Source organism: Clostridium sp. AF22-10 (genome assembly GCF_003478725.1).
In the GTDB taxonomy this organism is placed as follows: Bacteria; Bacillota; Clostridia; order Lachnospirales; family Lachnospiraceae; genus Otoolea; species Otoolea fessa.
Genome location: NZ_QUFZ01000018.1, coordinates 1 through 19,201 on the forward strand (window position 1 = coordinate 1; position 19,201 = coordinate 19,201).

The 19,201-nt window shown below is 46.3% G+C and carries 19 protein-coding genes; 2 read left to right on the forward strand and 17 right to left on the reverse strand.

What is annotated here, in order from left to right; all coding sequences use genetic code 11:
- From DWX91_RS12215 to DWX91_RS12295, 14 genes are all read right to left on the reverse strand, one after another.
- Positions 1-1,519: AAA family ATPase (locus tag DWX91_RS12215; protein ID WP_118539033.1), on the reverse strand; the 1,519-nt coding region annotated here is incomplete at its 3' end.
- The gene (gene mobQ / locus DWX91_RS12220; RefSeq protein WP_118539035.1) at positions 1,516-3,012 is read right to left on the reverse strand and encodes a MobQ family relaxase; all 1,497 of its coding nucleotides are present in this window, start codon (positions 3,010-3,012) and stop codon (positions 1,516-1,518) included. The genes mobQ and DWX91_RS12215, both read right to left, overlap by 4 nt.
- Positions 2,978-3,337, reverse strand: a complete 360-nt coding sequence (locus DWX91_RS12225; RefSeq protein ID WP_003500140.1) for a DUF3847 domain-containing protein — start codon at positions 3,335-3,337, stop codon at positions 2,978-2,980. Before DWX91_RS12225 ends, mobQ begins: the two co-directional genes overlap by 35 nt.
- Positions 3,338-3,719: 382 nt before the next feature.
- Positions 3,720-4,328 carry an ATP-binding cassette domain-containing protein gene (locus DWX91_RS12235; RefSeq protein WP_002593328.1) on the reverse strand — a complete coding sequence of 203 codons (609 nt, stop codon included), beginning with the start codon at positions 4,326-4,328 and terminating at the stop codon, positions 3,720-3,722.
- A complete protein-coding gene (locus DWX91_RS12240) occupies positions 4,325-6,289 on the reverse strand; it encodes a DUF1430 domain-containing protein (protein WP_118539037.1) in 1,965 nt (654 codons plus the stop codon). The genes DWX91_RS12235 and DWX91_RS12240 overlap by 4 nt, the downstream gene beginning before the upstream one ends.
- Before the next feature lie 260 nt (positions 6,290-6,549).
- Positions 6,550-7,833 (reverse strand): group II intron reverse transcriptase/maturase, encoded by a 1,284-nt coding sequence (gene ltrA, locus DWX91_RS12250; protein ID WP_117995321.1) that lies wholly within the window; start codon positions 7,831-7,833, stop codon positions 6,550-6,552.
- A 528-nt stretch (positions 7,834-8,361) separates the two neighbouring features.
- On the reverse strand, positions 8,362-8,706 hold the full coding sequence (locus tag DWX91_RS12260; RefSeq protein WP_118539041.1) for a TnpV protein: 345 nt from the start codon (positions 8,704-8,706) through the stop codon (positions 8,362-8,364).
- The gene (locus DWX91_RS12265; protein WP_118539101.1) at positions 8,703-11,639 is read right to left on the reverse strand and encodes a DUF4368 domain-containing protein; all 2,937 of its coding nucleotides are present in this window, start codon (positions 11,637-11,639) and stop codon (positions 8,703-8,705) included. Before DWX91_RS12265 ends, DWX91_RS12260 begins: the two co-directional genes overlap by 4 nt.
- Positions 11,640-11,749: 110 nt before the next feature.
- Positions 11,750-12,250, reverse strand: a complete 501-nt coding sequence (locus DWX91_RS12270; RefSeq protein WP_118539043.1) for a PcfB family protein — start codon at positions 12,248-12,250, stop codon at positions 11,750-11,752.
- 41 nt (positions 12,251-12,291) lie between these two features.
- The gene (locus DWX91_RS12275) at positions 12,292-12,477 is read right to left on the reverse strand and encodes a hypothetical protein (protein WP_118539045.1); all 186 of its coding nucleotides are present in this window, start codon (positions 12,475-12,477) and stop codon (positions 12,292-12,294) included.
- Between the two features lie 4 nt (positions 12,478-12,481).
- Positions 12,482-13,177 (reverse strand): phage antirepressor KilAC domain-containing protein, encoded by a 696-nt coding sequence (locus DWX91_RS12280; RefSeq protein ID WP_182435080.1) that lies wholly within the window; start codon positions 13,175-13,177, stop codon positions 12,482-12,484.
- Positions 13,178-13,190: 13 nt separating this feature from the next.
- Complete coding sequence (locus tag DWX91_RS12285) at positions 13,191-14,087, reverse strand: DUF6017 domain-containing protein (protein ID WP_118539049.1); 897 nt, start codon at positions 14,085-14,087, stop codon at positions 13,191-13,193.
- Positions 14,088-14,584: 497 nt separating this feature from the next.
- Complete coding sequence (locus DWX91_RS12290; RefSeq protein ID WP_118552728.1) at positions 14,585-15,220, reverse strand: sigma-70 family RNA polymerase sigma factor; 636 nt, start codon at positions 15,218-15,220, stop codon at positions 14,585-14,587.
- A 431-nt stretch (positions 15,221-15,651) separates the two neighbouring features.
- Positions 15,652-15,858, reverse strand: a complete 207-nt coding sequence (locus DWX91_RS12295; protein ID WP_097776605.1) for a hypothetical protein — start codon at positions 15,856-15,858, stop codon at positions 15,652-15,654.
- Positions 15,859-16,141: 283 nt separating this feature from the next.
- Between DWX91_RS12295 and DWX91_RS12300 the strand changes: the two genes are divergently transcribed.
- Both DWX91_RS12300 and DWX91_RS12305 read left to right on the forward strand, forming a co-directional pair.
- Positions 16,142-16,543: a helix-turn-helix transcriptional regulator gene (locus tag DWX91_RS12300; RefSeq protein ID WP_097776604.1), complete on the forward strand. Its 402-nt coding sequence runs from the start codon at positions 16,142-16,144 to the stop codon at positions 16,541-16,543.
- Between the two features lie 45 nt (positions 16,544-16,588).
- The gene (locus DWX91_RS12305) at positions 16,589-17,143 is read left to right on the forward strand and encodes an ImmA/IrrE family metallo-endopeptidase (RefSeq protein WP_118539053.1); all 555 of its coding nucleotides are present in this window, start codon (positions 16,589-16,591) and stop codon (positions 17,141-17,143) included.
- Positions 17,144-17,214: 71 nt separating this feature from the next.
- On the opposite strand, the gene DWX91_RS12310 is transcribed toward DWX91_RS12305, so the two are convergent.
- The 3 genes from DWX91_RS12310 to DWX91_RS12320 form a co-directional block, all read right to left on the reverse strand.
- Entirely contained in the window at positions 17,215-17,544 is a 330-nt protein-coding gene (locus tag DWX91_RS12310) for a hypothetical protein (protein ID WP_118539055.1), read from the reverse strand.
- A gap of 129 nt (positions 17,545-17,673) precedes the next feature.
- Positions 17,674-18,291, reverse strand: a complete 618-nt coding sequence (locus DWX91_RS12315; RefSeq protein ID WP_243099048.1) for a VanZ family protein — start codon at positions 18,289-18,291, stop codon at positions 17,674-17,676.
- Complete coding sequence (locus DWX91_RS12320; protein WP_366470096.1) at positions 18,292-19,197, reverse strand: sugar phosphate nucleotidyltransferase; 906 nt, start codon at positions 19,195-19,197, stop codon at positions 18,292-18,294. It abuts the gene before it with no gap.
- Between the last annotated feature and the right edge of the window lie 4 nt (positions 19,198-19,201).

Genomic DNA, 19,201 nt, shown 5'->3' on the forward strand with positions numbered 1-19,201 from the left:
TGGGGCTGTCCTTCAGCTTGCCGATAAAGAGCAGACTGCGGACTGCCGCCGTAATGTCGATAGACCCTAATCCCCGGTAGGTGCTTTGCGTTCCTGCGGCTTTGTTGAGATGTCCGATCAGCACGATAGCGCACCCGGTAGCCTGTGCAATGTCTCCCAGACTGCGGAATATCGGGCGCACCTCGTTTGCCCGGTTCATGTCCACATCTGCGCCCAGAAACGCCTGTACCGGGTCAATGATAACCAGCCTTGCGTTGTTTTCCGGGATTGCCCTTGCGATGCGTTCATCGGCAAGGGTCAGTGGTGTGTCTCTATCGTCAATGACAAGCACTTTTTCAAGGTCTGCGTCTGCTTCCATCAGTCGGGGCTTGACCGTATCACCCAGACCGTCCTCGGCAGTCTGGTAAATGATATTGAACGGTTCAAGGGTTTCCATACCGGGCAAGGGCTTTCGGTTGGTGCAAGCCGCCGCAAGACGCATGGCAAAGTAGGTCTTGCCCTCGCCAGGGTTGCCCTGTATGATCGTCAGCTTTCCAAAGGGGATATAGGGAAACCATAGCCATTCCACGCTCGTCAGCTCCACATCTGCCATGCGGAGCATGGGAACAGGCTGGGCGGTGGGCAGCTCTCGCAGCGTGATTGTCTCGGCTATGAATTTGCGGCTCGGAATGTCCCCTTGCTGACGGAGAACATCGTTCCAGTCTTTCCTTGCCGGGACAAGGCGAATGACGGCGATCTCGCTGGGAATGGACTGTGCCAGTCGGGTACAGGCTTCGCTTCCTGCGGTGTCGCTGTCAAGGCAGAGGAACACTTTTTGGGTGTCCTTGCGTTCAGAAAGAAAACGGTCAAGGGCTTTGCCTGAAACGCCGCCCAGGGCAAGGTAGCTCCTTGTCTGCCAGTCTTGCGGATAAAGGCAGATAAAGGACAAAAGGTCAATCGGTGCTTCAAAGACAAAGAGCTGGTTGCCGTTTCCCTCATAGCGGAACGGATAGGACTTGTCAGACCCGGCAATGTCCTGTCTGAATGGGTCTGCCGTTCCTCGCACATGGGCGTATCTCGGTGTGTCGTTTCGGTCTCTGCCGACAAAGACAACATTGTGCCGCTTTGCGTCCTCGTAAATATCCCCGGAAAGAAGAAAAGCCTCAACAAGCGTTTTGTTGAGACCCCGGCTTTCGCAAAGATATTGAATTACCCTGTCGGCTGTTCGGTTGTGCAAGGGCAAGTGGAACGCTGTGGGCGGTGCTGTGGTGGCTTCGGTCTGTCCTTCGCCGCTTTCGCCGGTCAGCATTTGGACGGCTTCGGGAAAGGACTTGCCGTAAAACTCCATGACGAAATCAATGGGATAGCCGCCCTTACTCTGGCTGTGGCGAAACCACTTGTTTCCCCGGACGGTCAGGCTGTCATGTTCTTTCCAGCGGTATTCCCGTCCGCTTTTGATAAGTGTCTCTCCCTGTGTGCGGAGAAAATCTTCCAGACTGACGGCGTTTGCCCGGTCAATCTGCGCTTGGGTGTAATTCATCGGGATAGTTCCTCCTTTTTGTGTCGTGTTTGGGGTCGATTTTGGAGCATTTGTTCCTCTGTACGCTCGTTAAATCGGGCGGCAGTATCTACACATGACTTGACCTTCCAAAGGCGGTGTAAATCGTCTCTGACAGCCTTAAACTCGCCATAGGTGGTTTCGTGCGCCTGTTCCAGCTCGTCATACTCGTCGGACAGCTTTTTCATATCCACCTTGCCGTCCGGGAACTCCCCGGTCAGCTTTCGTCTGGCGGCGTAGAACTGTTTCAGTTCCGCTTCATGCTCTGCCTTGTACTTGGCTCTGGGCTTCTCAAACTTGATTTTCTGCAAGCCGTCATAGACAGGCTTCAAGCTCTGGAAAGCAGCGGAGCTGTCATAGAGCTGCTTAATTGCTTTCATTCGGGCGGTCTGTTCGTCCAGCGTTTTCTTCAAGCTCTCTGTGGCAGCACTGTGTTCGCTGACACGGCTTTCTAAATCTTCAAGGGAGTAAATGCCGTTTGCCCGGAGATAATTGAAAGTCTCGTTCATCTCCTTTAGATTGCTGACCTTGCCTTTCTGCGAATATGCCCCGGCTCTGCGCTGGGTGTAATAGGCGTTCAGCAGAGAAACAAGGTCGGGTGCCTGCGGCTTGGCAAGCTCTGCTTTTGCTTCGACAATCCAATCAAACAGGAGAGCGATTTTCTTCTTGATGTCCCGGATAACGGCATTGGTCGCTCTGATCCAGCGGTTGAACTCGCCTTTCTCGGTGCGTATGCCTTTCTTCTCCATTGCCCGGACGGTTGCGCCCTCATGAACGGTGGGAAGAAGCTCCACGCCCTGACGCTCATAGCTTCGGTGGTCGATACGAACGTCAAGCCCCTTTTCCGCAAACTTGGCGTTGCATAGCTCCGCCCATGTCTGCCGCCAGTATTCCAGCGTTTCGGGACTGCCCCAGTCGGTAGTGGGAACGGCGTTGAAAATAAACTCGCCGTTCTGGTCTCGGATACGGTTGCCGTCCTCGTCCAGCTCGTACACCCGGCGTTGCTTTAGCCCCCATTTGCCGTCCTGCTTAATGGGACGGATAGGGCAAAGCACATGGAAGTGTGGGTTTGGTATGCCGCCGTCCTCCCTGTCTGGCTGGTGTACGGCGAAGTCAACCACCATGCCCCGGCTCACAAAGTTCTCCAACAAAAATTGCCTTGCAAGAGCGATGTTTTCCTCAAGGGAAAATTCATTCTGCAAGGCAATGTCAAAGCTGTATGCAAGCTGGGCGTTCTTTCCACGCTCGGCTTTTTCCACGGCGTTCCATAGGGTCTGGCGGTCTGCGTATTCGGGCGGTGCATGGGACGGCAGGAGAATATCGGAGCAGATCACGCCGCCCTTGCGGGTGTAGTCGCTGTATTCGCCGTAATACTCGCTATACAATCGCTCCCCGGCACGGTAGGCGGCAGAAGCAATAGCGGACTGTCCTGCGCTTCGCTTAGTCTGCGTGACGCTCAGATGAAATAGTGCCATCGGCTTTCAACTCCTTTTCTCTGTTTGCTTGGCTGATGTGGGTAATCGCCATGTGACGGACGGCTCGCTGGACTTCGGACAGGGAAAAGATGTGTTCCATCAGCTCTGTCATTTCGGTGCGTGTGAGATCTTTGACCTCCGGGGCAAGGCTCTCAATCGTGCCGCCCAGATTGCAAAGGCGGTGGGTGCGCTTGGTGCGTTCGCCTTTCTCCAGATACTTCTTTCTGTTCTCCAGACGCTCCAACTTGTGCTGTTCCTGTGCAAGCTGCGTCTCGGCTCGTTCCTTTTCGGCTCGAAGCTGGTCAAGGGTTTTCGGTTTTGTCATTGTGATTGACCTCCTTTTTTTGATTTTTGGGATAAAAAAAGACCGTCAACTTTTCGCACATTGCGACCAGTCAACGGTCTGATTTTCAGTATTTGTTTTTCCAAACTTGCTGGCGGCGAACAGCATTTTATGCTGTTTGCGGACGGCAAGTCCACAAGGGATAGACGCACAAGCGTCGCAAGGGAGTGTAGCTCCCTTGACGGAACGAAGTGACGAAACATTCTCGGTCGGGCAGTTTTCTTCTGCTGACTGGGAATGAGCTCCGCAGGACGCACATACTCCCGATAGGAGAGTATAGAAGTGCGCCCTTTAGTTCCTAAAGGGATTTTCTTCTGACCCAAATTATATAAAATGTAGATCAAGACATTTCTAAGAGGTACTCTCAGATTTTCACAACATAAGGTTCATCTTCAATAATACCCTGATCGTGGGTAACAATGATAACCGTTTTACCTTCTTCATTGAGTTCGTGCAACAACCTCATAACAATATCTCTATTTTTCTTGTCAAGTGAGCCAGTAGGTTCATCTGCCAAAACAACAGAACATTTTTTCATCATAAGACGAGCTAAAGCAACTCTCTGTTGTTCACCACCGGAAAGCTGATAAACTTTTTTGTTAACTTCCTTTGATAACCCCACACGATTAAGAGCTTCTTTAAGTGATACTTTAGTTCGGCTTGATTTTTTAATCAAACTTAAATTTTCTTTAACTGTCTTATTTTCAAGCAGTGCAAAATTCTGAAAAAGAAACCCCACTGTATCCGCAAAAAAACTGTTTTTATTTTTAAGCCGGGTAATATTCAGCCCTTCGATTATGATACTGCCGCTATCCGGCTTTTCGATACCACCAATCATATTGAGCAAAGTGCTTTTTCCACTGCCGCTATCCCCGCTGATTACTACAAAACTTCCATCCGGAATTTCCAAATTAAAGTTGGAGAAAATTATTTTCTCTCCAAATGCTTTATTTAAGCCACGAATTATAATCATAAACATCCACCTTTCAAGGACTTTGAGATATTTGTTTTTTCAACCCACATAACATTTGTGAAAATGATTGCCATTTCAATAATGGTGAGCAATGCTCCAACCAGTAAAGCAATCCCGACACTTGCGTTAGATATAAAAAGCGAAACAATGCAAATCAATATCACAACGGCTATATTTTCTAAGAGATTAACGGAAATAAATCTTTTGTGCCTTTCATAAAAGCGATAGCCCAAAACCTTTTTGAGGGAGATTTCCATCGCATTAAGTCTAAATTCCATTTTCACTTCAGATATGATGATAGCGATATCTAACAGCAATACTAATACGCAAAGAGAGCTTATAAAGCCAATCAGTTTCACGAGGAAACTATGACTATAAGTATAATCCTCCCCGACATTCGTCAGCATAAAATAGTGTGGACCAAGCTGTTCTGCATATTTTTTCGCAGCATTACGAATTGTGCTTTCATCGCATCCGTAGATCACCTCACCATTATATGTTCCTGTTTCGATATAACTTCCATTCAAAGCAACAGCCTCATTTGCCTGATAAATAACAATCGGATTTGTTGCTCTTGACAATCCGTCAATCGCCTCTTCTCTGTTCGAGTTGAGATAATAAAACCGCTCTCTGCCGGAATATTCTTTATAGACAACACGCAGCGCTTCTGCATTTTTGGTAAGAGAGTCAATTTCCTTTTTGGCGATATCTTTGTAAGACTCCGCATTTCTTCCCTTTGGCACGAAGACCACGATATCTTCTTTTTCATCATCTTCAGTAAGCATATCAGAAAACCCTTGCAGCATATCTCTGGCATTATGATTTACAAAAATATAATTATCCGTATCGCTTATCCGGCTGCCTATGCAGACCACCGGATTTATCGTGTTGTATTCATTTTCGTAAAGGTCATTCCAAAATTTGCTCTCTTTGGATTCCTCCTCATTTTCTTCAAAAGGAGGTTCAATCTGCATAACTCCAAAATAATAATCATTATAATGATTTTCTAAAAGAGTAGTGTTTGTAAGTAAATTACCTTGAATGCTACTGAGATTTGTAGTTATTGTAAAAATTGTCATAGCAGTAGCAAATACTTTAAGACCGTTCAGAAGATAAAACATACCTTTTTTATCTGAAGCATTGGCAAAGGCTTTTTTTACATCAAAGCGGACAAAAGCAGCATAAGGAATTACGGAAAGAACTGCTCCGGCACAATACACTGCCAAAATGAGATGATCTTCATACGCTCCCGATATAAATTGAGAAACAAGCAACTTTGCTAAGACGAATAATGCAGCATATGAAATCATATCAGCCACTACAGCTTTTAGAGCAATCACAGCAGCATTTTCGCCCAGAGAAGCTCGTACAACTACTTCCTTTTGTCTGCGTATCACCTCAATCATATTAAGTACAATCATCAATATGGCAACCATGCCCCAAACAATGAACATCATATCAGTTTCGGTTGATTGCCAAAACTCTGGCTGCGATATAGAATATTCTTTTGCCAAATCTTGATATGTGGCAATAATGTCATCATCATCACCGATATAGCTGACCATTATTTCCTGTCCATTGCCTGTGTTTTTTGCTTCTCTAAAATCTTCAAATTCTATTACGGTGATTCCGCCTATCAAAGCCGTATATGTTTTTTCCTCAATATCCATTGTGCTTTTAAGACTATCCCGAACAACGGTATCATCACCATAAATATAAAGTCTTGTCTGATAATTAGAAACTCTCTGATTAAAAGTCGAAAAAATATGAACACCATGCTTCTCAGCTGTATCTTCTGCATTGGCTAAAAATGAATCCATATCGTCATTAGTAGTTGTGTATCTGGACGATAAATAATAAGCACCATTAAAGTTCCAGAGCATATTTTGATATACTTCAGCTTGCATAACAAAAGCAAAAATAATCGTAATCAACAGCAATATATTTCTTATATGTTTCATTTGAAATTCTTAAACCTCCTTTGAATAGGTAACAGACACACGATTGCCCAAAATACTAATATGGATTTTTTCATACAACCACATTCTCTTGTTAGATTCTAATTTTCCGTTTTCTTTATTCGCATAAATTGTACCATAAAACTCGTGAACAATTCTACCGCAACTTTGGACTACAATCGAGTAGGAGGGAAAATTAAATAAATTTTCCCGACCTCTCACACCACCGTACGTACGGTTCCGTATACGGCGGTTCAATCAACTTAACAAGTAACACACCTTTCGGCGTAGTAATCCATCATTGAGACTAATCCAAATCTGGTTAGTCTCTCATTGCTTATTGCAACGTTCACAGCACCCTTGTTGCATACATAGGCAATCCTATCCCCTGCATATGCAACTTTCCATGCTGTATATTTGTTAATTCCAAGTTTTATCAAGTTCTTTGCACGATTTTGTGGTGTCTTCCATTGTTTCCATATACACATACGAAGTCTGTAACGAATGTTTGAATCTAATTGTTTGCAGAGTGTTTTCATGTTTCCTATTTTGAAGTAGTTAATCCACCCTCTAATGAGCTGGTTAAGCTTCTCTACTTTATAACTGTTGCTGACACCCCAACTACGACAAGTGAATTCTTTCATCCTTTTCTTAAACTTTGCTACCGATTTTGCATGTGGTTTCGCCTTAAACTGATGCGCTCTTGAATCAAAGTAAAAACCGAATCCAAGGTATTTAAGTCCTTGTGGTTTATCTACCTTGCTCTTGCTCATGTTGACTTTGAGCCCTAGCTTCTTTTCAATGAATCGTGAAATATTTCTCATGACTCTGTTGGCAGACATTTCGCTTCCGACCATAATAATACAGTCATCCGCATATCGTACAAAGTTAAGCCCTCGCTTTTCCATTTCCTTATCAAGTTCATTCAGCATGATGTTTGCCAATAATGGCGAGAGATTTCCTCCTTGTGGTGTCCCCACAATGGAATCCTCATATTCATCATCTATCATGATTCCGCTGACAAGGTATTTTCTAACGATAGAGATGACATCTCCATCTTTAATGGTTCTGCCTATGATAGTCATAAGCTTGTCATGATTTACTGTGTCAAAGAACTTTTCCAAGTCGATGTCTACAATCCAGTCATTACCGTCATTCATCCTATCAAGTGCTGTTAGGATTGCTTGTTGTGCACATCTATTCGGTCTGAATCCATAACTTTGGTCATGGAACTGTTCCTCATAGATTGGTGTTAATACCTGCGCAATGGCTTGTTGTACAAATCTGTCTGTTACTGTTGGTATTCCTAGGTTTCTGACACCGCCATCAGGCTTTGGTATCTCCACTCTTCGTACTGGCTGAGGTTTATACTTTCTTGTCCTCAACTGTTCCTTGATGATTTCGCCGTTCTTTGCAAGATGTTCCTTGAGTTCTGTGTACTTCATTCCGTCCACTCCCTCTGCACCTTTATTTCGTACGACTTGCAGATATGCTCTATTGAGGTTATCACTAGATAATATCTGCTCCATTAGACTACTTGTGTCCATGCGTTCTTTCCTTTCCGTCTCGCTTGATTTGACCACCCTTTTCCCGATTGGTTACGGCAGATGTTGCCATTTCTGCAATTCAAGACATACTCAAACTTATTGATTGTTCGCCCCTTTGCTCCATCTCCATTACAGAGACTTCTTCACTACTATGGGCTCGGCTGACTTCTCACAGTTCGTTGTTACTAGCTAATGGAACCTCTGTGAGACCTCCACGCTTAAGGTGCACGCTCTTTCTCTCCATATATCCGCCACATTTACTCTGCTACTACAAAGGTGATAGTTATTAGACTTTGTTGCTTTCAGCCAACTTATCTCTCGCAGCCTAGCCTTCTATGTGATTTCTGTCCGTCGGACCAGAGATTTGCTTACAGCTTCCTTCAGATTCCACCTCGCGATGGACACCCTTGCTGTTCGGCTATACACTTCCCACTATCTGGGCGTGTTCGGGACTTACACCCGTTAGAGCGCGCCCATGGCGCGCAAACTGAGAAAAGTCCGAACAGTTTTCTGCCCGGACTTCCTCGCTCAATCATAAATCAATTCCGCTTTCACAATCTCCTCTGCCTGTGCCTTGCAAGCGTTCATCTGCCGCACCCATTCCATTTGGTTTTTGGCTTTCAGCCTTTCGGTCACGCCGTTTTGCTCTGCCAGTGACCGCACGATCAGCTCCATGCGGTTTCGTGCCGCTTCGTCAATCTCGGCGCAATGCTCAAAGAGCTTGTCGGATAGCACCAGCTCATTGAACAGTATCGGACGGTGCATTTCCAGATACGCCTTGCGAAGTCTGCCGTAGTGTCCGAGGGGCTTGGTCTTGCGGATAACGATGTTCGGGATAAGATAATCGCCGTTCTGTGTATAAGTGATATTCATGCTGTTTGTACTCCTTTCATCGGCTCTCTCTGCGGTAAACTGCTGACAGGGACGAACACTCCCTTTGCAATATCCTCCGCACGAATAGCGGCTTTCTTGGCTTCGATTTCTGCCTTTTTTCTCCCCTTGATTTTGTCCTCGTATCGCTTCTGCGCTCCGCTGGCTTTCCGCTTCAAGTAGTTCTGATGAAGCCTGTCCTTGCGTTCCTCACGCTTGCGGATTTCCTCTAATTCCTCCGGAGTAAGCTCCACTTCTCCAAACGCTGGGGGAACGAAACGCCCGACAAAATTGAAGTAAATCTCGACCTCCTGTGTGGTCTGTATACTGCCTTTGCGGTCACGCTCATGCACAAGGATTTTCTCGATAAACTCGTTGAGCATAGCAATGGTCAGCTTGTCGAAGTTCTCGTACTTGTCAATCAGAGCGATAAAACGGTCAGCGTCCTTTTCGTGTTTCTCATAGCTCTTGACAGCCTTTTCCAGAACAGAGATTTCGGCGGTAAGCTCGGTCTGCTCCTTTTCATATTGAGCGTCCAGAGTGGCGTATCTGCTGTCGGACAGCTTTCCTAAAATGTTGTCCTCGTAGATTTTGCAGAGCAGGACTTCCAGCTCGGAAACTCTCTGCTTTGCTGTGGCAAGGCGTGTCCGCTGTTTCCTGACCTCTGTGGTCTGCTGGCTGGACTGCGCTTCCTGCACCACACGGACAAACTCGGCTCTGTCATGCTTCGCATACTCGGCAATGGATTTCAGCATTTCAGAGACAAGGGACAGTACCACATCTTCATTGATACGGTGCTGGGTCTTGCAGAGCGTTCCGCAAGGAACTTTGGTGTACTGTGAGCAGGTGTATTGAGAAATGCGCTTGCCGTTGTTGGTGCGGTGGACATACATCTTGCCGCCGCAATCGGCGCAATAGAGTAAGCCCGTGAGGGGAGCTGCTTCGCCCCAGCCGTCCGGGTAGCGTCTGACATTCCCACGGATTTTCTGCACAAGGTCAAAGGTCTGCTGGTCAATAATGGCTTCGTGCGTATTCTCAAAAATCGTCCATTCGTCCTCCGGGACATAATGGCTTTTCTTGTCCTTGAAGTGCTTTCGGGTCTTGAAATTGATGGTGTGTCCCAGATATTCACGCTTTTCAAGAATGTTGCAGATGGTGGAAGAACCCCAGCCGTACACATCTTTGAAAGTCTTGTTTTTGTTCACGCCCTCGCCGTGCTGGGCAAGGTAAGCGGACGGAATAAGCACCTTTTCCGATTTCAGTTTGCTGGCGATCTGATACGGACCGTAGCCTTCAATCGTCATGGCAAAGATACGCTTGACCACCTCTGCGGCTTCGGGGTCAACCAACCATTGGTCTCTTGCTTCGTTCCAGAGATAGCCGTAAATGACCGTGCCTGTGAGGTGCTTGCCGGACTTGCCTTTGGACTGGAAAGTGGAACGGATTTTTCGGCTGGTGTCTCTGGCGTAATACTCGTTCATAATGTTGCGGAAAGGGGTAAAATCATCGTCACCTCTGGCACTATCCACGCCGTCATTGATGGCGATAAGTCGCACGCCACGCTGACGCAGGATTTCCATAATCTGACCGACTTTCAGATAGTCACGACCCATGCGGCTCATGTCCTTGATACACAGGTACTCCACATTCCCGGCTTCCACTTCTTTCATCATTGCCAAAAATCCGGGACGATCAAAGCAAGTGCCGCTAATACCATCATCCGTGAAATGGACAATGTTCGTAAAGCCCTGCCGTGCGGCGAACTCCTCCAACATAGCCTTTTGATTGGAAATGGAATTGCTCTCACGCTGTTGGTCATCGTCTTTGCCGAAGTCATCACGGCTCAATCGTTCGTACAGAGCTGTGATTTTCTCGTTTTTTCTCATAACTTGCGCTCCTTTCTTCGGTTTTAGGTTGTGTGTTCTAAGAGACTTCCCAACTGCTTGATTAAGAAGTCTTTTAGAGCATACAACACCTGCCGCCAGCTTGTACTTTTTGTACTGCCGCACGGCAAAGTGTTCCGGTTTCGCCTTTTCCAAATCCTCAAACAGCTCATCGACGGGATTCTTAAATTCCTCATCGTCCTCGCGGGCTTCGCTGGCATTGATAAATTCCAGCAGCGTGGAGAAGTTCTGTTCTTCCTCCGGGGCTTCATAGTAGATATAGCCGATGAGTGCGCAGTAGAGCAGGCGTTCTGCCTTGACCCAGAAATCTTCGCCGGACTTCTCGCCATCTCCTTTCGTGTTGGCGATGATGGTATTGACCAGTTTCAGAATATCTTTCTCACTGCGGATATAGTGGAACGGGTTATAGTGCATCGACTTCTTGAAATTGATCGTATTCAGGACTTTGATTTTGTACCCGGCATCCGAGAGCATCTTTCCGCATTCAATGATGATCGTACCTTTCGGGTCAGTACAGACGTAGCTGACCTTTTCGGGCATCTGCATCAGATTGGGCTTCACGAAAAATCGTGTCTTGCCGCTGCCAGAGCCGCCAATCACAATGACGTTCTTATTTCTGGCATACTTCGGATGCTTTGGTCTGCCGCTCATCATCAACCGTTCCGTCTGGGTGAGTAGCACATTATTCTCGAATACCGGGTCAATAAAAGGTTCAATGTCCTTGGCATTGCCCCACCGGGCAGAGCCGTATTCCTCTCCCTGACGATACTTCTTTGCGTTCTTCCCCTTAAAGTAGATCACGGCTTTCAGTGCTGCTGCACCGATCAGACCCACCAGCAAGTCGAACGGATGGACACTTGGCAGATAACTCTTGTAGGCCAGACCGAAGTTCATAAAAAGAACCATCAGCCTGTCCACGATGGTATCGCCATTACAGTGTCGGTACAGCCATGCGGCTTTCTCCACCATGTAAAAGGCGATAATGTAAGGAAAATTCAGCAGGATCAGCTTTTTCATATCTGCCGACTGCATCTTTCCGCTGATTGCCGCCGCTGCTTTCTTGCCCCATGCCGTTCCACCTGTCTGGTTGGAGGGGGCTTTGCGCGGACGCTTGCTTTGTGCGGTCGTTTTCTTTTTCTGGCTCATCGCACCTGCCCTCTGTCTTTCGTCTTTTCCTTGGTGATCTCACGATGCTTGGCAACACGCTCCTTTGCCTGCTCCAGCTTCTTGCGGATGGACTGCCGCTGCTCCTTTTTCAGCGAAACTCCGGTATATTCCTTGAATGCCGCCGTCATAACATCCACATCTTTTGCCTTGAAAAAGACCAGATATTCGGTCTTGCCCTCTTTTTCTGCCTTTTTCAGACTATAATCAACGCCGTACTTCCTAGCTACCCGGTCAAACGACTTGATGTTATTGTCTGTGACAACGATATTGGTAAGCTGTGCGCCGCTCTGTTGCAAGCTCTTGATGCTCTGCTTTCCTCTCTTACATCGGTTCTGCCCTCCCATCTTCTTCGACTGCTGTTTCTTCTTCTCGATCTCTGCCAACAGCTTTGTCAATGCTGCTTTCAGAATCTGTGCCGAGATTTTTCCGCCTTTGATGCACAATGCCATCGTTTTTTCGTTTACTTCATCCTGCACCTGCGCCCTCCTTTCCGGTTTATAGTTTTATCCAAACGGCATCAGACACTGACTGTGCCTGATACCGGGGGAGCCGTATCGCCAAAGACCGAACGAAATTTCTTTCTGCACTGGTGCATCATGTAGCCGCACTCCCTGCGGTGCCGGCAGGAAATGCAGGGATGGTCGCTGTCCGTCCCCGGACGCTGGCGCATCATACGTTCAAACGGGCTATTCGTAAAGTTCATAGGCTCACCCCTCCTGTTCTGCCATCGGAAGAATCCCACGCCGTTTCAGTTCGTGGTACAGAAACTTCCTGCCTTTGTGCGTCCATGCCGTATGCAGCTTTTCCACTGCACTGCCATCACTCCGATGGAGCCGGAAAACAAGGTTTGCAGTATATCCCTTATCCTGATGCTTTGCATACAGCACCCACTGGTTATTGGCCCGGTACTGGATACCGTGCAGATGGAGCAGACGATTGAACACCTTTGCACCGCAGCCGTACTCTTTTGCGATCTGTGTCGTTGTCACCAGCGAATCGGGCGGCTGTGATTCGTAAAAACGCTTCGGCGGCGCGTGGCTTTTGCACTTGTGCTGATGCAGCAGTTCAATGACTGCCTGCATCCAGTGATCCGTTCCCATACAGTGCTGTCCTTCGCAGCTGTGGAAACAGTCGTTCTTGTGGAAGTGATGGAGCTTGTACAACTGCTTTGCCATCTCCAGCGTGATCCGGTAGTCTTTCACATACCGCTGCACCGTGCGCCCGCCCTCATCCTGCGGACGGACACGGGGAACGAACTCATAGTCCCGGCCCTCCACAAATCCATACTGGCACATCCGGGGGAACCACTTGCGGAAGTCACTCCGAATCTGCATCTGGTCGTACAAGTCTCTCGCCCAGATCACCGAGGGAGCCATATCAAAATCCATAAAAAACACGCTCATTGCATCGTCCTCCTTAATTGCTTCTGCCGCCCCATCCGAAATCACGTCTGACCTGTGCAGCGTAATAGCTGTCAATCGTGGTCGGAGCATTATACAGTGTGGCAAGCAGATATTGTTTGATGTTTCGTACCTGCGTGGTATTGCTTTTCAGGCATTCCATTACATACTGGATGTGCATGGAATCCAGCTTCATCAGGCGGCTTTTGACCACCTCTTTCGGCTTTTCTTCCCCGCAAATGCGCAGGAACTTCTTTCTGCTGGTTACGGTTTCCACAAGAAGTTCCAGAATCTCCATCAGGATTTCCCGGTCATGTGGGAAGTTCTTCTCTAAGATTGGGATTTCCAGCTTGTCTTGAAAATAGAAGCGATACCTTTCATCTTCCCGCATCTCCCCGGATATGTTTTCACCAGATTGTGCAGAATAGATTAGATCAGTCTCACTACTATCAGTATTATTTATATCAGTCTTACTTCCGTTTGATTTCCATACTCCCGGAAGTTCGCTTTTCAAACCACCAGAAGTTTGATTTTCATACTTCCAGTAGTTCGATTGTGAAAGTCCCGCATAGAGGTCTTTCACATAGAGCAGGTTCGGCTTTCCCAAGCCCTGCCTGCGCCGCTCAATAAGCTGATATTCGTGTTCCAGCTCGTCCAGCAGTTTGACCGCTTTTTGTCTGGCACATCGAATCGAATCCATGATTTCATCTATCGTACAGATGATGTAGGCATTTCCATTCTCGTCCTGCCAGCCATTTTTAAGCGAGAGATTCATCCGATCCAGCAAGACTGCATAAAGCAGCTTTGCATCGCCGGACATCTTTTCAAACAGGTCTACCTTGATGAGTGCTTTCGGCACACGGTAGAAACTGTATCGGTCTGCTTCCAGACCTCTGAAATACGGGTACTTCATGTAGATTCATCACCTCCCCTCTTGCTGGATTTGCACTATTATAAATAACAGTACATTCCTACGACGGAGCATCTTTCGACACTCCGCCGCATTGTATCTGCTGTTATTTGAGCTTTGCCATTCTGCCCCAGCCCGTTCCTGCCCCATATTTCAGCGGCGTTTTCTCTGACAAGACACGCAGGATGCACATTCAGTATCAGAAGTATCTCTCTGGGATGGCTTATTCAATTTTCAAGGTTCATGTGAGAGGTTTTGTATTGTCCTCTCATCCTTAGAATCGGAGAAAGGTCATTTCGCAAGGTGTTTTTAAAAAAGTTTTTGAACTTTTTATGAACTTTCCGATTTGGATGGAGATTTTTTGTGTCCTCTCACTCCTAGAATCGGAGAAGGTCTATTTCGCAAGGTGTTTAAAAAAAAATTTAAAAAAATTTTTGAGCCGCCCAATTCAGAGTGTTTTCTGTGATTGGACGGCTCATCTTTTGATTATGTATAGGTTATCAGCTGCACAATGCCCGGAAGTGCTTTTTCTGTATCTTGTAAATTGCTGCGTTATAAATTCCGGTAAGATTCTGGCGGGTCATGCCAAGGTGTTTCGCTGCCTCTGTGAAAGACAGACCATGAAACAGATGAGTATGGACGACCTTTCTCTGCAAATCAGTCAAAGTAGAGAGCAGCTCTTCCACTCTTTCCTCACTTATCATTCTTTCCAGTGTACTCACTGCTTCATCGACTCCCTCTAGGATTTCTTCCCTATACTCCCTGTCCTCACGGGATGGCATCCATTTTCCCTGAATGATTTCGTAATTCATGAAAATACGATCCTCTCCTTCCAGAACCAGCCGGATGTGCCACTCATATTCATCAAATTCCTCTTCCTCAATGTGATGCCCCGCACCTTCCAATGCATCATATTTATAATGTACGCAGTTACGAAGCGAGAAAACGGTCACTCTTTTATGCGCCCTGTAAATCACATAACCATTTTGGTAGACACTGATGCTTCCATGATTTTCCAGAATCTTCTCGGCTACCACCGACACGCCAGATTCCTCAAGAGCCTTCACGGTGGGAACACGCTGTTCCTTGTACAAAGGAAGTTTAACAAGCTTTTTCAGTTCCTTGAATGTCATCATAATGTCCACCTTTCTGCCTTTTGGCTGCGGGTGGTCTGAAACAAAAAATGCAGCAAAAGTTGTCCCAGACTTACCCGTTTTTTTTTGAACGGGAAGTCTAAGACTTCTCCTGCTGCATCGCTATTTCATGATTCTCTTTTAAGGTGTGATGTTTAGTCTCTCATATATAGAATTGCTGGAAGGGCATTTCGCAAGGTATTTTTGAAAAAAAATTAAAAAAGCCGGAACAGGATGAGTTACTCGCAGGCGCACTGCTGCGCTGCATTCGCTCATTCTGTTCCGGCCTATATCACATATTGCTACGGTATCGCTCTAAACAAACAGATATTATATTGTAGACCCAAAAGAACGTCTGATGGAGCTGGTCGGCTAACTAAGTGCCGCCTAAGATTCCACCTCTGCGCTTTCAGTGTCCGATGAAGCACTCTGCTTCAGGCTTCTTTCCGTTGGTTCTCTGCTGTAAAAAATTCGATACTCTTCACGGGAAGGCCGTGAATACACTCCACCAGAGATTCAGCAGAAATATAATCTTCACAGCCACCACGCTTGATCTGAAGCATATTCTTTCCATCAACGACACTGCGATTCCCGATCCGCAGCCCCTTTGGGGTGCGGATTTCATGTTCTCCGTTGCTCATCTTCTCACGGCCTCCTTTGTGTTGGTTTAAATTTCTTTTTTCTTCTATTCAATTTCACCTTTTGAACTTCCGCTCTTTTTTCACCTTTTTCGGCTTGCATATTTACGATTTTTACGGTATAATAATTCAAAAGATGATAGAATATAGCATATATTATAAGCAAGTCATGTCGCCGTGTCAAGAGGAAAATGTGAAAATTTATTGCATCTCACTGATTGAATATTTACAAATTCCATTGCACATTGTTACAGCACGATAACTACTCCATAGAAAGGTTGCAAGCATGAAATTTGGAGAGAAAGTTCGCGATCTACGAAAGAAACATTCTTTAACACAGGACGAATTGGCACAATGTCTGGGTATCAACAAACGAACGATCATCGGATGGGAGCGTGATGGCCGCTACCCTCGCAGTATTGAAATGCTTGAAAAGATGGCCGATATATTCCATGTACCTCTGACCTATTTACAGCCGGATCAGTCTTTATTTATCGAACGTGCCGCCGAAGCCTACGGAAAAAAGGGCAAAATAGAAGCCCAGCATCTCGCATTTGAGCTTACTGAGCTATTTGCCAGTGGAGATTTGACCCCGCAGGATATGGACGGCATCATGTATGAAATGCACAAAGCCTATTTTAAGTACCGAGAACAAAAACGAGAAAAGGAACGAATCATGAACCTGTGAACCACTGTTCCATTCACTATGCCATCCCCGGAAGGAGATCACATTATGGATTCTGCGTTTATTCACCAAGCTGCCAACGAACTTGTCCAAAATGCTGGAACTCGCAACATCAAACAGATTGCGCGCAGTTGCAGCCTGGACATCAGTGAAACATCTCACATTAAAGATATGCTGGGTTTACTTTCGCTCTATTTTGATAAGCCACTGATCCTTATCAATCGCCAACTGGACAAACAGACGAAGCAGATGGTGTGCGGCTATGCGCTGGGACATTATCTGGAGCATCAGCTGCTTATGGACTTGCATACTCTGAACAAGTTTCTGACCATTAAGGACAAGCACATACTTCTTTATGAGCATAACGCTTTCACATCCCACCTGATGCTGGACAGTGATGAAGTCTATCAAATGACACGGAGAGGGCTGGACGCTGCGCAGATTGCCGCCGTCAAAAAGATTCACCTTAATCTGGTGCTGGTGAAATTGCTGGAACTGCACCATCTGGGGTACGATCTGCGTCACTACCACGCCCAGCATCATGCGTTTATCAAGCAGTTCAACCTTCCGGCACATTTTCAGTTTGATGTGGCCGCCGGATGAACTTATGTTCTTATAACTCTAAAACCCGTAATGGACGGCACGTTATGCCTGTCCATCACGGGTTTTTCGTGTTATTTCAGTTTAGCGAGGATTTCATCGGCACTCATGCCTTCGGCAAGCAGCTTTTTCAGAACGGACTCTGCTTCTGTCTTTTTTGCTTCTTCTGCAGCTTTGGCATCTGCTTTTGCCTTCTTTGCTTCCAGCGTTGCCACTTCTTTTTCGGCCTTCTTCAGAGCAGTCTTCTTCTCTTTCAAGTCAGCCTTTAAAGTGTCAATGTTGGCGGTGATGGATGCGATTTCCGCTGTGAGTGCTTCCTTCGCGGACTGCTTTTCCGCAATCTGCGTTGCAAAATCAGCAGTCACAGTTTTGGGCTTATTCTTGCTACCTTTTGTTCTGGGCATAGAATGTATACCTCTTTTCTTTAATTAATATGGCTTAAGTATATCACTGCGTTGGAGTGAGGGCAATATACTGTTATTGTTCACTATTAAGGAGCTACCGCTCCCAGTATATCACAATTTCATCCGGTTTTACAGACGTTTTCTTGCCTTCATCGCTACATAGTACAATAAACCGCCGAGTGCTCCACCTACGGTGTTATAGAAGATATCCGATAGCTGGAATGTTCCCAAACGAAGCAATAATTGCAGCATCTCAATGCTTATCGAAAAGCAAAATGCTATCTTCCCGCTTTGCCATAGGATCTTCTTCAAGCTGTTTTCAATCTTCTCTCCGAATGTCCACAGCACTACTGCTGAGAACGGCACCATCATGATTACGTTCTCGATGCACTCGGTGGTCAGCTGTCTCTCTCCGTTCACAGTCTCCCAGATGCCCCAACCGCCCATGACGTCAGATAAAGGATTCATCCACATCTTTCTGTTCAGCAATGTGCGGAACAGAATAAGAGAAGTCACAAAGGCTAAGAAAAATAGTTTTCTAAAGCATACACTCTCCTTAAATTTCCGATACCATGTCACTATGGCGTTCTTCCATCCTTTGCCTGCTGTGGTAGGCTCATAAGCATATAAGTAGAAAAACATAGCTAGGAATGAAAGGAGAAGTGCGAAACCAAACGGCTCATACAGGGCAGTCAGGATATTTGTGAGGATTTTCCCTAGTAAATCAATCATTTCTTTTATCGTCATTTACAGATCACTGAACAAGTCAGCCTTGTACACACCATTCTCCAGCATCTTCTTGAAGCTGTCCTTTACAGATGCGACATCCTCATGATAGGTCATGCCATACCATGTATCATTGGTTTTCAGAACCTTTACGGACATCTTGCCCTGCTCTAATAGCTCACCGATGAAGATAGGGATTAGATATTCTGCCTTCATAGGATTGCCCGGCACTTCTTTCTCAAAGAACTCTTTGAAGCCTTCTTCCAGCACACCTAGGAAATCAGGAGTCAGACCCCACATATTCATAGAAACCAGAGAATCAACATCAATCACTTTTCCGTCTGCTTCTGCCCCATCCGCTGTCTTTACGATGTTCTTAGTCTCCACTACTTCGGTCAGGTTGTTCTGCTCGTCCATCTTGCAGATACCACGGGTCACACCGCCGTTATCAGACAGCGTGTTCTTCAGCACAAAGCCAGCCATGCAAAATTTACCGCCGTTCACCAGATACTCATGAACAGCCTTAAAGCCTTCTTTGCCGTAGTAATCGTCTGCATTGATAACGATAAACGGAGTCTTCAGTAATTCTTTAGCTACCAGTACCGCCTGACCGGTTCCCCAAGGTTTTGTTCGGCCTTCTGGTAAAGTTCCTGGAATATCATTAATATCCTGGAATGCATAATCCACTGTTACATCATGCGCAGAGCAGATAGCTTTAATACGCTCACCGATAACCTCTTTAAACTCCTGCTCAATATCCTTGCGGACAATAAATACCACATGGTTGAAACCTGCTTCAATGGCATCATGGATGGAATAGTCCATGATGATATGTCCAGCATCATCCACCGGTTCCAACTGCTTGATTCCCTTTCCGAAGCGGCTACCGATACCGGCTGCCATGATAAGTAATGTTGTATTCATCATACCC